The organism is Microbacterium sp. NPDC089695 (assembly GCF_044749085.1).
Classification (GTDB): Bacteria; Actinomycetota; Actinomycetes; order Actinomycetales; family Microbacteriaceae; genus Microbacterium.
The window spans coordinates 156,832-170,748 of the sequence record NZ_JBIVHG010000001.1; the positions used below are offsets into that span (position 1 = coordinate 156,832).

Annotated in this window: 10 protein-coding genes; 1 reads left to right on the top strand and 9 read right to left on the bottom strand. The window is 70.2% G+C overall.

The features are described from left to right. Positions 1-109 precede the first annotated feature (109 nt). The 6 genes from ACIPYT_RS00835 to gabT form a co-directional block, all read right to left on the bottom strand. Positions 110-1,474: an NAD-dependent succinate-semialdehyde dehydrogenase gene (locus tag ACIPYT_RS00835; protein WP_401069502.1), complete on the bottom strand. Its 1,365-nt coding sequence runs from the start codon at positions 1,472-1,474 to the stop codon at positions 110-112. 23 nt (positions 1,475-1,497) lie between these two features. Then, positions 1,498-2,964, bottom strand: coding sequence for an NAD-dependent succinate-semialdehyde dehydrogenase (locus tag ACIPYT_RS00840; protein ID WP_401069504.1), 1,467 nt, complete (start codon positions 2,962-2,964; stop codon positions 1,498-1,500). 44 nt (positions 2,965-3,008) lie between these two features. Continuing rightward, positions 3,009-4,550, bottom strand: coding sequence for an APC family permease (locus tag ACIPYT_RS00845; protein ID WP_401069507.1), 1,542 nt, complete (start codon positions 4,548-4,550; stop codon positions 3,009-3,011). Beyond that, on the bottom strand, positions 4,550-5,434 hold the full coding sequence (locus tag ACIPYT_RS00850; RefSeq protein WP_401069510.1) for a universal stress protein: 885 nt from the start codon (positions 5,432-5,434) through the stop codon (positions 4,550-4,552). Before ACIPYT_RS00850 ends, ACIPYT_RS00845 begins: the two co-directional genes overlap by 1 nt. Then, positions 5,434-6,816 (bottom strand): flavin monoamine oxidase family protein, encoded by a 1,383-nt coding sequence (locus tag ACIPYT_RS00855; RefSeq protein ID WP_401069513.1) that lies wholly within the window; start codon positions 6,814-6,816, stop codon positions 5,434-5,436. Before ACIPYT_RS00855 ends, ACIPYT_RS00850 begins: the two co-directional genes overlap by 1 nt. A 100-nt stretch (positions 6,817-6,916) precedes the next feature. After that, positions 6,917-8,278: a 4-aminobutyrate--2-oxoglutarate transaminase gene (gabT, locus tag ACIPYT_RS00860; protein ID WP_401069516.1), complete on the bottom strand. Its 1,362-nt coding sequence runs from the start codon at positions 8,276-8,278 to the stop codon at positions 6,917-6,919. Positions 8,279-8,377: 99 nt separating this feature from the next. Between gabT and ACIPYT_RS00865 the strand changes: the two genes are divergently transcribed. Then, the gene (locus ACIPYT_RS00865; RefSeq protein WP_401069519.1) at positions 8,378-9,886 is read left to right on the top strand and encodes a PucR family transcriptional regulator; all 1,509 of its coding nucleotides are present in this window, start codon (positions 8,378-8,380) and stop codon (positions 9,884-9,886) included. Positions 9,887-9,972: 86 nt separating this feature from the next. Here the strand turns inward: ACIPYT_RS00865 and ACIPYT_RS00870 are convergent, their stop codons facing one another. The 3 genes from ACIPYT_RS00870 to ACIPYT_RS00880 all read right to left on the bottom strand — a co-directional run bounded on the left by ACIPYT_RS00870 (position 9,973) and on the right by ACIPYT_RS00880 (position 13,849). Then, a complete protein-coding gene (locus tag ACIPYT_RS00870) occupies positions 9,973-10,599 on the bottom strand; it encodes a TetR/AcrR family transcriptional regulator (RefSeq protein ID WP_401069522.1) in 627 nt (208 codons plus the stop codon). Between the two features lie 38 nt (positions 10,600-10,637). Next, on the bottom strand, positions 10,638-12,209 hold the full coding sequence (locus ACIPYT_RS00875) for a glucoamylase family protein (protein WP_401069524.1): 1,572 nt from the start codon (positions 12,207-12,209) through the stop codon (positions 10,638-10,640). A gap of 200 nt (positions 12,210-12,409) precedes the next feature. Further along, positions 12,410-13,849, bottom strand: a complete 1,440-nt coding sequence (locus ACIPYT_RS00880) for a helix-turn-helix domain-containing protein (protein WP_401069527.1) — start codon at positions 13,847-13,849, stop codon at positions 12,410-12,412. Between the last annotated feature and the right edge of the window lie 68 nt (positions 13,850-13,917).

A 13,917-nucleotide genomic window follows, 5' to 3' on the forward strand; every position in this document is an offset into this window, starting at 1 on the left:
GAACCCCGGCATCCGTCCTGCATCCGGGGAATCCTCCTGCAGATGCGCACGCGTCAGAGACGACGAGGGGCGGATGCCGTGGCATCCGCCCCTCCCCCGCCTGACGAGCTCAGCCGATGCGGATGAGCTTCTTGTTCACGAACTCGTCGGCTGCGAGGTGCCCGAGCTCACGGGCCGTGCCGCTGCGCTTGATGCCGCCGAAGGGCAGCTCGGGGCTGTCGGCGAGCACGAGGTTGACGTAGACCATGCCGGCCTCGATCCTGTCGGCGACGCGCTCGGCCTGCTCGGCGTCGGTCGTGAAGACGTACGAGCCGAGGCCGAAGGTCGTGTCGTTCGCGAGCGCCACCGCGCCGTCTTCGTCGGCCACCCGGTACACGACGGCCGCGGGGCCGAAGAGCTCCTCGCGGTAGACGTCCATGTCGGGGGTGACGTCGGCCAGCACGGTCGGGGCGAAGAACGCCCCGTCGCGCGTGCCACCGGCGAGCAGGGTCGCCCCCTGCGCGACCGCCGTGTCGACCTGCTTCTGCAGGTTCTCGGCCGCGGTCTCGGACGAGACGGGGCCGAGCACGGTGTCGTCGAGCATGGGGTCGGTCGCCTCGACCGCGGCCATCGCCGCCGTGAACTTCTCCACGAACGCGTCGTACAGGCCGTCGACGACGATGAACCGCTTGGCGCCGTTGCACGCCTGGCCGTTGTTGTCGAGGCGCGCGTCGACGCCCGCCTGCACGGTCGCGTCGAGATCGTCGGTCGACAGCACGATGAACGGGTCGGAGCCGCCGAGCTCGAGCGCGACCTTCTTGAGGTGGCGTCCGGCGATCTCGGCGACCGCCGCACCGGCCCGCTCGGAGCCGGTGAGCGAGACGCCCTGCACGCGCGGGTCGGCGATCATCGTCGCGATCTGCTCGTTGGTGGCGAGCACGTTCTGGTAGGCCCCCTCGGGGAACCCGGCGTCGCGGTAGATCGCAGCGATCGCCGACGACGACTCCGGGCACTGCGGAGCGGGCTTCAGCAGGATCGTGTTGCCGACGATGAGGTTCGGCGCCGCGAAGCGGACGATCTGGTACGCCGGGAAGTTCCACGGCATGATGCCCACGAGCGGACCGAGCGACGACCGGCGGATGATCGCCGAGCCGTCGCCGAGGATGGCGATCGGCTGGTCGGCCATGATCGCCTCGGCCTGATCGGCGTAGTACTCGGCGATGTCGGCCGCGAAGTCGACCTCGCCGAGCGCCGCCTCGCGCGGCTTGCCCATCTCGCGCACGAAGACGTCGGCGAGCTCCTCGCGGCGCTCGCGGTGCAGCTCGGCCATGCGGCGCACGAGCGCCGCGCGCTCGGCCACGGTCGACGACCGCGACCACTCGCGATGCGCGGTGTCGGCCGCCGCGACGGCATCCTCGATCTGCGCATCCGTGAACGTGTCGAAGGACTGCAGCGTCTCTCCGGTGGCGGGGTTGATGACGGCGTATTCGGTCATGTTCTCTCCTCCTCTGGCTCCGGTCAGGAGACCGGGATCAGCGTGTACTTGGTGGACAGGTACTCGTGGATGCCTTCGAGACCGCCCTCGCGGCCCACGCCCGACTGCTTGACACCGCCGAACGGAGCCGCGGCGTTCGACACCACGCCCACGTTGAGACCCATCATGCCCGTCTCGAGACCGTCGATCATCCGCTGGCCGCGCTGCAGGTTCTCGGTGAACACGTACGACACGAGACCGTACTCGGTGTCGTTCGCGAGGCGCACGGCCTCCTCCTCGGTCTCGAAGGTCGCGATCGCGAGCACCGGGCCGAAGATCTCCTCACGGAGGATCGCGGATCCGGCGACGACGTCGGTGAGAACGGTCGGCTCGTAGAACGACCCGGCGCCCTCCAGCGCCTTGCCGCCCGCGAGCAGGGTCGCGCCGCGCTCGACGGCGTCATCGACGAGCTCGCCCGCCTTGGCGACGGCATCCGCGTCGATGAGCGGTCCGATCGCCACGCCGTCTTCGGTGCCGCGGCCGATCTTCATGGCCTCGACCCGCTCGGTGACGCGCTTGGCGAACTCGCCCGCGACGTCCTTGTGCACGATGAAGCGGTTGGCGGCCGTGCACGCCTGGCCGATGTTGCGGAACTTCGCCAGCAGCGCGCCCTCCACCGCCTTGTCGAGGTCGGCGTCGTCGAACACGACGAACGGCGCGTTGCCCCCGAGCTCCATCGACACGCGCAGCACCCCGTCGGCGGCCTGGGCGATGAGCTTGCGGCCCACCTCGGTCGACCCTGTGAACGACAGCTTGCGCAGGCGCGGGTCGGCGATGATCGGAGCCGACAGCGCCGACGACTTCGACGTCTGCACGACGTTGACGACGCCCTTGGGCAGTCCCGCCCTCTCGAGCAGGGAGGTGAAGAACATCGTGGTGAGCGGCGTGAGTGCCGGCGGCTTGATCACGACCGTGCAGCCGGCGGCGAGCGCGGGGGCGATCTTGCGGGTCGCCATCGCGAACGGGAAGTTCCACGGCGTCACGAAGAACGACGGACCGACCGGGCGCTGCGACACGACCATGTGGCCGGTGCCCTCGGGGTTGATCCCGTACCGTCCGCTGATGCGCACGGCCTCCTCGCTGAACCAGCGCAGGAACTCGCCGCCGTACCCGACCTCGCCCCGGGCCTCCGCGAGCGGCTTGCCCATCTCGAGCGTCATGAGCAGCGCGATGTCCTCCTTGTGCTCCTGCACGAGGTCGAACGCACGGCGCAGGATGTCGCTGCGGGTGCGCGGGGCGGTGGCCGCCCACGCGTCCTGCGCGGCGACCGCCGCATCGAGAGCGCGGATGCCGTCGCCCGGCGTCGCATCCGCGATGGTCCGGATGACAGCGCCCGTCGACGGGTCCTGCACGTCGAAGGTCGCCCCGGTCTCGCCGTCCACCCACTCACCCCCGATGAAGAGGCCGGTGGGGATGCTGTCGAGCAGCGCCTTCTCTGTCTGAGTGCTCATGGATTCACTTTCTCTGGGGACGGGCGGCTGAGGTCGGTGGGTGTTCAGCGGCGGCGGAGGCTCGGCGGGGCGTCGGCGCCCAGGGTCTCGCCGCGGAAGAACGCGGGGCGCTTGATCGACTGCCAGATCATCACGACGATGCCGACGCCGATGATGCCGACGCCGAGCACGAACACGAGTCCGACGCCGCCGATGCTCGATCCGCTGCCGTAGGCGGGGTCCATCGAGTCGATCAGCGTCGTGACGAACAGCACCGCGAGGATCGCGCCGCCGACGAGCGGGAACAGGAACGTGAAGAAGAAGCTCCTGGTCGAGTCGAACCACTGCTTGCGGAAGTACCACACGCACGCGAACGCGGTGAGGCCGTAGTAGAAGCAGATCATCATGCCGAGCGACAGGATCGTGTCGGTGAGGACGTTCTCGCTGACGAGGCGCATGACGGCGTAGAACACCGAGGCGACGACGGCCGACACGATGGTCGAGTACCCGGGGGTGAAGAACCGCGGGCTGACCTTCGCGAACTTCTTCGGCAGTGCGCCGTAGTGACCCATCGCGAGCAGCGTGCGGGCGGGGCCGACGGCCGTCGACTGCAGCGAGGCCGCCGAGCTCGACAGCACCGCGAGCGACACGAGGAACGCGAGCGGTCCGAGGATCGGGTCGGACAGCGCGAAGAACACGTTCGCGGATATGCCCTCGTTCGCGAGGCCCAGATCGCCGTCGCCGACGCCCGCGAACATGATGAGGCCGATCGCGAGCAGCAGGTACAGGCTGACGACCACGAACACCGTGACCATCGCGGCGCGACCGGGGGTCTTGGCCGGATCCTTGGTCTCCTCGTTCATGGTGAGGACGACGTCCCAGCCCCAGAAGATGAAGATCGACAGCGAGAGCCCGGCGGCGAAGGCGCTGAACGTCGACACCTCGAACGGGTTGAACCACGACCACGAGAACGGGGTCGGGTCGGGGGCGTCGCCCGTGACAGCCTTCACGATCGCGACGGTCGCGAACGCCACCAGGACGAGCACCTGGAAGCCCACGAGGATGTACTGGAACTTCTGCGTCGTCTGCATGTCGCGGTACGACACGAGCGTCGCGCCGAGCATGAACAGCAGACAGACCACGACGTTGATGAACGGGTTGAAGGCCAGGTCGGCGATGGCCGCGTTGCCCGACAGCTGCGCGATCAGCAGGAACAGGAACTCGACCGCGATGCCCGCGAGGTTCGACAGCACGATCACGGTCGCGGCGATGAGGCCCCACCCCGTCATCCATCCGATCCACGGGCCGAAGGCCCGCACGCCCCACGTGAACGAGGTGCCGGAGTCGGGCATCTCGCGATTGAGCTCGCGGTACCCGAACGCGGTGAGGAGCATCGGGATGAAGCCCACGAGGATGATCGCGGGCACCTGCGTGCCCACGACCGCGACGGTCGGGCCGAGCGAGGCGGTGAGCGTGTACGCCGGGGCGATCGTCGAGACGCCGATCACGACGGCGCCGATCACGCCGACCGTGCCGACGCTGAGGCCCTTCTGCGAGATGCCGGTCGTCACACCGGAGGGCTCCGTCGCCCTGTTCGAGCTGCTCATCAGCGGACTCCTGCTTCGGCGCGAGTGCGCGGGACGACGATCATGGGAACGGGCAGCTCGTGCAGCATCTTCGCCGCGGTCGACCCGAGGAACAGCCGGCGAGGCTGGGCGAGGCGGCTGGATCCCACGAGCACGACCTCGCCGGGCAGCCAGTCGAGGTGCGCGACCGCGTCTTCGACGGTGTCGCCGTGCGCCTCCTGCATCGAGGCGTCGACCGTCTCGGGGAGCAGCCCCTGCGCGACCGCGAGCACTTCACGGGAATGCTCGTCGCCGACCAGGCGGATCGATCCGGTGTCGAGGCCGGGCGGCACGTCGAATGGCACGAGCGACACGAGACGCAGCGCGACGTGCGCGTCGCCGGCCACCGCGGCGGCCTCGTCGAGCAGGTTCTCGGCACCGGGACGGGTGCCCACGGCGACGGTCACGCGCGGCAGCACGTGGTCGTCCTGCGTGGAGGTGCCGGCCGGCGCGAGGGCCACGGGGATGGTCGACGAGTGCAGCAGCTCGGAGGCCACGCTGCCGAGGCGGTGGCGCCCGAACAGCGACCCTCCGGCCGCGCCGACCACGATGAGCCGGGCGCCGAACTCCTCGCCTGCGGCGATCAGCCCCTCGGCGAACGACTCGCCGAACCGCACGTGCCCGGTGCGCACGAGCTCCTGCGGCAGACCGCTCACGGCTTCCTCGAGCCACTGCGTCGCCTGGCGCCGCAGGTGGTCCTCGTAGGCGCGCTCAGGGGCGACGGCGGCGTTGCGCGTGCCCTCGGACGGGAGCACGATCACGAGGCGCAGCACCGCGCCGAGGCTGCGTGCCAGACGGGCGCCGAGCGCCGCGGCATCCGCACCGGCATCCGTCGCGGTGTAGCCGACGACGATCGACCCGCCCATCAGACGGCCTCGGTCGTGTCGCCCGCATCCCTCGTCGACTCGACGATGTTCGCAGCGACCAGGTGACCCATGCGGATCGCCCCGTCGACGTGCTGGTAGCCGGCGCCCGCCATGTCGCTGCACGCGAAGTGGATCGGTCCGACCGCACTGCGCAGGTCGGCGCCGTAGCGGTGCAGGCCGCCCATGTCGAAGCTCGCGGCGTAGGCCCCGCGCGTCCACTCCTCCGTGCCCCAGTCACTCTCGTAGTAGACGACCGGGTTCTTGGCCTCGGGTCCGTAGTAGTGCGACAGCGACTCGAGGATGCGCTCCTTGCGCTCCTCGGCCGACAGCGCGAACAGGTCGTCGGCGTTCTGGTCGCTCACGAAGCCGACGAGCGTGCCGCGCTCATCGCCGTGGTTGGTGTTGTCGTAGGCCTCATGCGAGAGCTCGTAGGGGCTGAAGGCGGTGCCGCTGAGTCCCTGCTCGCGCCAGAACGGGGTCTCGTAGACCGCGTGCACCTTGATGACGAAGCCCATCGACAGGTGCTGGTGCAGCTGGTGCTGGCGACGCGGCAGCGGCGGGACGAACGAGATGCGGTCGTACAGCACCGGCGCGTGCGCGAGGATCGCGAAGCGGGCGCGCACCGTGAGCTCGTCCGTCGTGGCGGTCACGCCGTCGGCGCCCCATTCGAGCGTGCGCACCGGCTGGTTCAGGACGACGTCGTCACCCAGACGCTCGGCGAGCAGGATCGGCACCTGCTGCAGGCCGCCGACCACTCGCTTGTCGAGGATGAAGTCGGCGTCGACGAGGTTCGAGTACGACCCCGCGGATGCCGCCATGAGCAGCGACTGCAGGAGGGAGAACGAGTGGGTCGGCTTGGTGAGCATCGCGGAACCGGTCGCGAAGGCGAGGTTGCGCACGGCCTCGTCGTCGTCGGTCTGCTGTCGCAGCCACGCGTCCCACGTGACCGTGTCCCACTCCTCGGCCTTCGGGTGCTCCCACGGGCGGTCGGGGTCGATCTCGGCGACCATGGCATCGAGGCGCTCGGTGACCTCGGCGATGACCTTCTCGGTCTCGGCGGACACGGGGAACATCTCGCCGGTGAAGCGGTGCACCTGTCCGTCCGGGCCGACGTAGACGCTGTCGCCCTCGCGGTAGCGGCTGTAGGTCTCGAGCCCGAGCTCCGCGATGGTCTCCTGCAGCGCCTCCTGGTCGGGCGACACCCACTGGCCGCCGATCTCGAGCATCGCGCCGTCGATCACGTCGGTCCACAGACGACCGCCGACGCGGTCTCGGGCTTCCAGCACGGCGACCGACAGGCCGGCCTTGCGCAGGTCGTTCGCCGCGGTGAGGCCGGCGGCGCCGGCTCCGACGATCAGCACGTCACGGGTGATCTCAGCCATCTGCTTCTCCTTCGTTGGAAAGAATGTGCCGGTCGCGACTCGTTATCCCCCGATACGAGTCGCGACCGGACGTGTGTGCCGGCCGCTCGTGGCGGTCGGGTCAGGCGGAGGCGAGCGCCTCCGCGACGACGTCGAGCCCCTCGTTCAGGAGGTCGTCGCCGATCGAGAGCGGCGGGAGGAAGCGGATGACGTTGCCGTACGTCCCGCAGGTGAGCACGATGACGCCCTTCGCGATCGCGGCCTTGGCGACGGCTGCGGTGAGCGCGGCATCCGGAGCCTTGGTCTCGGGGTCGACGAACTCGGCGGCGATCATCGCGCCGTGTCCGCGGATGTCGCCGATGCGGGCGTCCCGCGCCTGGATGTCGGCGAGGCGTCCGAGGAGGATCGTGCCGATCTCCTGCGCACGCTCGATCACGCCGTCGTTCTCGAACACGTCGATCGCGGCGAGCGCCGCTGCGCAGGCGATCGGGTTGCCGCCGTAGGTGCCGCCCAGGCCGCCTGCGTGCGAGGCGTCCATGATCTCGGCGCGGCCGGTGACGGCGGCGAGAGGCAGACCGCCCGCGATGCCCTTGGCGGTCGTGACGAGGTCGGGCTCGATGCCGAAGATCTCGCTGGCGAACATGTGCCCGGTGCGGGCGAAGCCGGTCTGCACCTCGTCGGCGATGAAGACGACGCCGTTAGCACGGCACCAGTCGAGGATCGCCGGCAGGAAGCCCTCGGCCGGGACGATGAAGCCGCCCTCGCCCTGGATCGGCTCGATGATGACGGCCGCGAGGTTGTCGGCGCCGACCTGCTTCTCGAGCTGCAGGATGACGCGGGCGGCGGCCTCGGGGCCGGCCAGTCCGTCGCGGAACGGGTACGACATGGGGGCGCGATAGACCTCGGGCGCGAACGGTCCGAAGCCGCTCTTGTACGGCATCGACTTGGCGGTCAGCGCCATCGTGAGGTTCGTGCGGCCGTGGTAGCCGTGATCGAATGCGACGACGGCCTGACGGCCCGTGTGCTTGCGGGCGATCTTGATCGCGTTCTCGACCGCCTCGGCACCGGAGTTGAAGAGGGCGGTCTTCTTGGCGAAGTCACCGGGGGTGAGGCGGTTGAGCGCCTCGGCGACCTCGATGTACGACTCGTACGGCGAGATCATGAAGCAGGTGTGCGTGAACTGCGCCGCCTGTGCGGCGACGGCCGCCGCCACCTTCGGGTGCGCGTTGCCGACCGACGTCACCGCGATGCCGGAGCCGAGGTCGATGAGCGAGTTGCCGTCGGCGTCGACCACGACGCCTCCTCCGGCGGCGACCGCCGCGACGGGAACCGTGTGCCCCACGCCCGCGGGAACGGCCTGGGCCCTGCGGGCGAGGATCTCCGCCGAGCGGGGTCCGGGGAGCTCGGTCACGAGGCGACGCTCCTGCGGGAGGTCGGGTCCGCCGAGGGGAACGGTCGCGGTATCGGTGTCGAGGAGAGCCATGTCGCGAGCGTACGACCGCGCTCACACGGCCTGCATTCGCCCGACTGTACAATCTGGATGAGCATTTCGCCCGCGTGTACATCAGGGAAGGAGAAGAGCATGGAGATCGCCGATCAGCCGACGCTGCGCGCTCTGTTCCGGCGACGCGACCTCGGGCTCCGGCTCGTCTCCGCCGAGGACACCCTGCCCGACGGCGCGCTCGACGGCCCGCTGCGCTGGGTGCACAGCTCGGATCTCGCCGACCCGACGCCGTTCCTCGCCGAGGACCTGGTGCTGTTGACCACCGGAACCCAGTTCGACACCGAGACCGACGTCGACGTGTACGTCGACCGTCTCTCCGATCGCGGAGTGCAGGGGCTCGGATTCGGCACGGAGGTGCATCGCGCCGGCATCCCCGATGAGCTCACGGCCGCGTGCGCACGACGGGGGATGCCGCTGTTCGAGGTGCCCTACCGCACACCGTTCATCGCGGTGGCGCGGGCGCACTCCGAGGCGATCGCGGCGCAGGCCTACTCACGGCGCTCCTGGGCGCTCGACACGCAGCGCGCCCTGGCGCTCGCCGCACTGCGACCCCGGGGCCTGGATGCGACCCTCGCCGAACTCGGCAGACGACTCGGCGTCTGGGTCGGGATGTACGACGCGGCCGGCGCGCTGCAGGTCTCGCATCCGAGCGCCGATCTCTCGGCCCGTCGGCAGTCCGATCTCGCCGCGCACGTGTCGGAGGTGCTCACTCGCGGACTCGAGGCCGGGCAGTCGCTCACGATCGGCGAACAGACGTTCATGCTGTTCACGGTGGGACGCGGTGGGCGCCTGCGCGGCGTGATCGCGCTCGCGATCGACGCGCTCGACGCCGAGGCCCGCACGGTCGTGACGTCGGTGATCGCGATGGCCGGCCTCGCTCTGGAGCAGAGCGAGCAGCTCTCCCGCAGTCGTCGGCGCCTGCACTCGCAGCTGCTCGTCTCGCTGCTCGACGACGACCCCGGGCTCGCTCGTCGCGTGCTGGGCGGGATCCCGCCCGCCCCGATCGTCGTGGCCGTCGCGGTCGATGCGCCGGCCGGACCCCTCATCGACTGGTGGGAGCATCGGCGCGCCGAAGACGGTGTCGCCTCGTTCCTCGCCGAGTCGGACGAGGGCGTCACGGTGTGCGTGTCGGCGGGCGACGAGGCGCTGCTCGACGACGCGGCCGCGCGGTTCGGCCTGCGCATGGGCGCTTCCGGCCCCGAATCCTACGACGCGTTCTCGCGTGCGCATGCGCAGGCCGTGACCGCGCTGCTGCAGCAGTCGGATGCCGGGGTCTTCCGCTACGCGGACGCGGTGAGCACCAGCATCCTGGGCGCGCTGGCGACAGACGAGGCCCGCCTGCTCGCGGACTCGCGTCTCGCCCCGGTGCGCGAGAGCGACGCGCGTTCGGGGAACGATCTCGAAGGCACGCTGCGCACCTGGTTGGAGCACGACGCGAAGGCGGAGTCGGCGGCGGCGGCGTTGGGCATCCACCGGCACACCCTGCGGGCACGCATCGCGCAGGCGGGGACTCTGCTCGGCGCCGACCTGTCGTCGTTCCCGGCCAGGGCCGAGCTCTGGGCGCTGCTGCAGACCGCCCGCGACTGACGCGCCGTTCGGCCTCGGCCGGATGGCTGACGATTCCCCGGGCGGCCGGCCACGGCATCCTGTTCGTCCAGCCATGCGGGGATCGGTCAGCCGCCCGTCCCGGGCATCGGCAGCAGATACCGGGCCACGAACTCCTCGAACAGCGCGACCATGTCGACGGTGTCGTCGAGCAGCCACTGCAGCTGGATGCCGTCCATCACCGCGCTGATGAGCCGCGCGGCGTGCGCGGGATCGATCTCCGGTCGTACTTCCCCGGCTGCCTGGCCGAGGCGGAGGATGGCCTCGGCCTCGGCCGCCCGGTCGCGGTAGCGCGCGGCGAAGTCGTCGTGCGAAGGATGCTCGGGGTCGGTCGCCTCGGCCGAGACGATCACGTACAGCGATGTGAGGCCGCGGGAGGTCCGGTTGTATGCGACCACGCGCGTCGCCTGCTCGAGCAGTGCGTGCTCGGCCGGGTCGCCCGCGGCGGCCCGCACCTTGGCGTCGCGCTGCTGGAGCACCTCCGCGAAGAGCTCCTCCTTGTCGGCGAAGTGGTGCAGCAGACCCGCCGGCGTCACGCCGACGCGTTTCGCGATCTCGCGCAGGGATCCGCCGCGGAATCCCGTGCGGGAGAACACCGAGAGCGCCTCGTCGACGATCGCCTGCCGTCGCGCCTGCCCTGCGGCATAGGGGCCGCGGGGCTTGCGCCCCGCGGCCCGCTGCTCATCCGCGCCCATCGTCCCGCTCCTGTCCTTCGACGAGGGCCGAGCCGGGATCAGCCGCCGTGGCCGTGTCCCGCTCCCCACGACGAGCCGAATACCTGCTGCTTCATCGCGGGCCGCAGCGTCTGCTCCATCTCGCGGTCCACGAAGTAGTCCTTGAGTGTATCTTTCGTCAGCTCGTTGCCGATCGCCGCCATGATCATCGACTGGTCGAGTGAGAGATAGCGCTCGGCGATCGCGCCGCTCTTCACGGCGACCGCGTCGTAGAAGCCGCCGGGACCGTAGGCGCCGAGATCCTGCTCGATGCCCTCGAGGTTCGCGATCGCGCCGTCGCGGTCGTAGGGCAGGGCGAGGAACGCCGCGTGCGGGGTGACGACGCCGTCGCCGAATGCGGGCTCGGGGTTCGTGCCCGTGGAGCATCCGGGCCGGTCGACGTCGACGTCGGTCTGCTCGGCATCCGAGGTGTAGCCGTCTGCCCGCATGCCGGCGATGTCGACGCCGTACTCGGCGTATCCGCCGAACGGGTTGCTGGCGGGTGAGAAGCCCCAGTACCCGTAGCCGGCCTCATCGAGCCCGTGCTGCTTCTGCACCGCGACCGTGATCGCGTGGTTGAGCTTCCACGACTTCGGACCCCACTTCGCCTCGGGCACGAGGAGGTCGGGCATCAGCGACTCGAACATGCTGCCGCCCCAACTGGGCACGAACGACATTCCGTCGTACTGGTACGTGCCCTCCCAGACCTCGACGCCGTCGTAGGTGCGGTACTCGCCCTGCGGGAGCTGCTCCTGCCAGGCCCAGTCGCATCCGGGCGGCATCGTGCGATGTGTGCCGTACAGCGCGGTCGCGGGGATCTGCCCGTTGGCGATCCCGAGGTAGGTCGCGATGCGGCTCTCGCTCACGGTCGTGTCGTAGTGGTGGCACGTGTAGTACGCGGTCTCGCCGGAGCCGTTGTACATCGGCGCCTCGACGCTGCAGTCCGGCGGCGCGGCATCCCAGAACCCTCCGCGGTTGGTGCCTGCCGGAAGGCCCGCGGCTCCGGCGGGGTCGAAGAACGCCCCGAAGTCCATCGAGTCGTACAGGGCGTCGGCCTCTGCCGCGAGCGCGGGCTCCGCCTCGCGCACGATGCGCAGGGATGCCGCAAGCCATCCGTTGTCGACCGTGCTGAGGAAGGGGTACACCGGATCGCCGGAGTCCGGCCACGTCGTGAGCTTCTCGCCCGTCGTCGGGGAGTACCAGTTGTAGAACATGCCGCTCGCATCGTTGCGCTCGAGTCCGGCCAGGGTGTCGAGGGTCGTGGCCATGCGGTCGTGCGCCTCATCCTCGCCGATGATGCCGAGGTCGCGAGCCGTCACGGTCGACCACAGGTACCCGCCGATGTTCGTGGGCGACGTGTAGGCGCCGATCGTCTGCAGATCACCCGAGGCGTTGTCGGACGGCAGACCGGTCGCCTCGTCGGTCATGGCGTCGAGGGAGGTCCAGGTGTCGACGGCCCAGCGGTTCAATTCCTCCGTGCCGGGCGTGCCACCGCCGTGCCCGCCGTTGCCGCCGGCCGCCGCCGGGCCTGCGAGTGCCAGCGCCGAGACGACCAGTCCCGCGGTCGCTGCCGCGCTCATCCATCGCTTCATCGTGTCTCCTCATCGAGAACGGCGCCGCCGATCGCAGCGCTCCGATTCGCGAAAACCTAACACGTGTTCGGTGTTGGCTCAACCCCCTCCGCGGAGATGGCCTGGTCCGGATGGCTGACGATTCCCCGCCCGGCGGGAGAACGGATGCCGGATCGGCGGCCATCCGGGCAACAGCCAGCCATCCGGCACGCCGCGACCGATCAGCGCGGGGCGTGCGCCTCGAGGAACTCGTACACGTCGGTCGTGTCGACGCCGGGGAAAGACCCGGTCGGCAGCGTCGCGAGCAGCGTGCGCGGCGTCTTGACGTTCGGCCAGGACTGCGCGCGCCACCGCTCCTCCAACTCGGCCGGAGCCCGGCGACAGCACACCTCGATCGAGTGCTTCGAGACGCCGCGATGCGGGGTGTCGCGCCCCACGAACCACTTCGTGTCGTCGAAGCGCACCCCCACGCTCACCGAGTGCAGTCCCTCGCTCGACGCCTCCACACGCGCGGTGCACCAATACGTGCCGTTGCCCGTGTCGGTGTACTGGTAGTACGGGTTGAATCGGTCGTCCTCCTCGAACACGACGCGGCTCGTCCACCGGCGGCAGCACATCTGCCCTTCGATGGCGCCGAGCCGATCGGTCGGGAAGTTCACGTCGTCGTTCTCGTACGCCTTCGTGATCGTGCCCGACTCGTGCACCTTGAGGAAGTGCACCGGGATGCCGAGATGGCGCGTCGCGAGGTTCGTGAAGCGGTGCGCCGCGGTCTCGTACGACACGGAGTAGGCGTCGCGCAGATCCTCGATCGAGATCGACCGGCGAGCCTTGGCGTCCTGCAGCGCGGGCACCACGTGCGCCTCCGGAATCAGCAGCGCCCCGGTGAGGTAGTTCGTCTCGACCCGCTGCCGCAGGAACTCGGCGTAGCTGCGGGGCTCCGAGTGCCCGAGGATGCGAGACGACAGCGCCTGCAGCACCGCGGTGCGGGCATCGCCCTTGGCCGGCACGGTGCTCGACAGGTACAGCCGCCCGTGCGCGAGGTCCGCGACGCTGCGCGTGGTCTGCGGCAGATCCGGTGCGTAGTGCAGCGTGAACCCGAGATGGGCCGCGATCTCGGATGCCGTGCGCTGCGTGAGCGGACCACCGGGGTGCCCCACGGCGGCGAGGATCTCGGACGCCTGGGCCTCGAGGTCAGCGAAGTGGTTGTCCTGCCGGCGCATCAGATGCCGCAGCTCGACGTTCGCACGCCGCGCCTCCTCGGGAGTGGCCGCGCGCTCATCGCGGAGGCGGTCGATCTCACCGTGCAGTGCGAGCATGGCCTTGAGCGCGTCGGTCGGCACGCTCTTGGCGATGCGGAACGGGTCGATCCCCAGAGCCTGGAACGTCTGTCCCTTCATGGCGCGCTCGAGGGCGATCTCGATCGCGCTGCGCTCGTCGAGCGGTTCCCCTTCGAGCAGCGCGTCGAGCGGGACGCCGAGCGCTCGGGCGATCGCCTGCAGCTGCGTGAGCTTGGGCTCGCGCTTGCCGGTCTCGATCATCGAGAGCTGACTCGGCGCACGGTCGACGGCCGCGGCGAGGTCGTCGAGTGTCATCCCGCGCGCGGTGCGCAGCTGACGGATGCGGCGCCCGATCGTGAGGGCGTCGGTGTCTTCCTCGTCCATGAGAGCCTCCTTCGCACGCCGGTCGTTGAGCGAGGAGCGGAGCGACGAGACGAAACGCGCGACGTTTC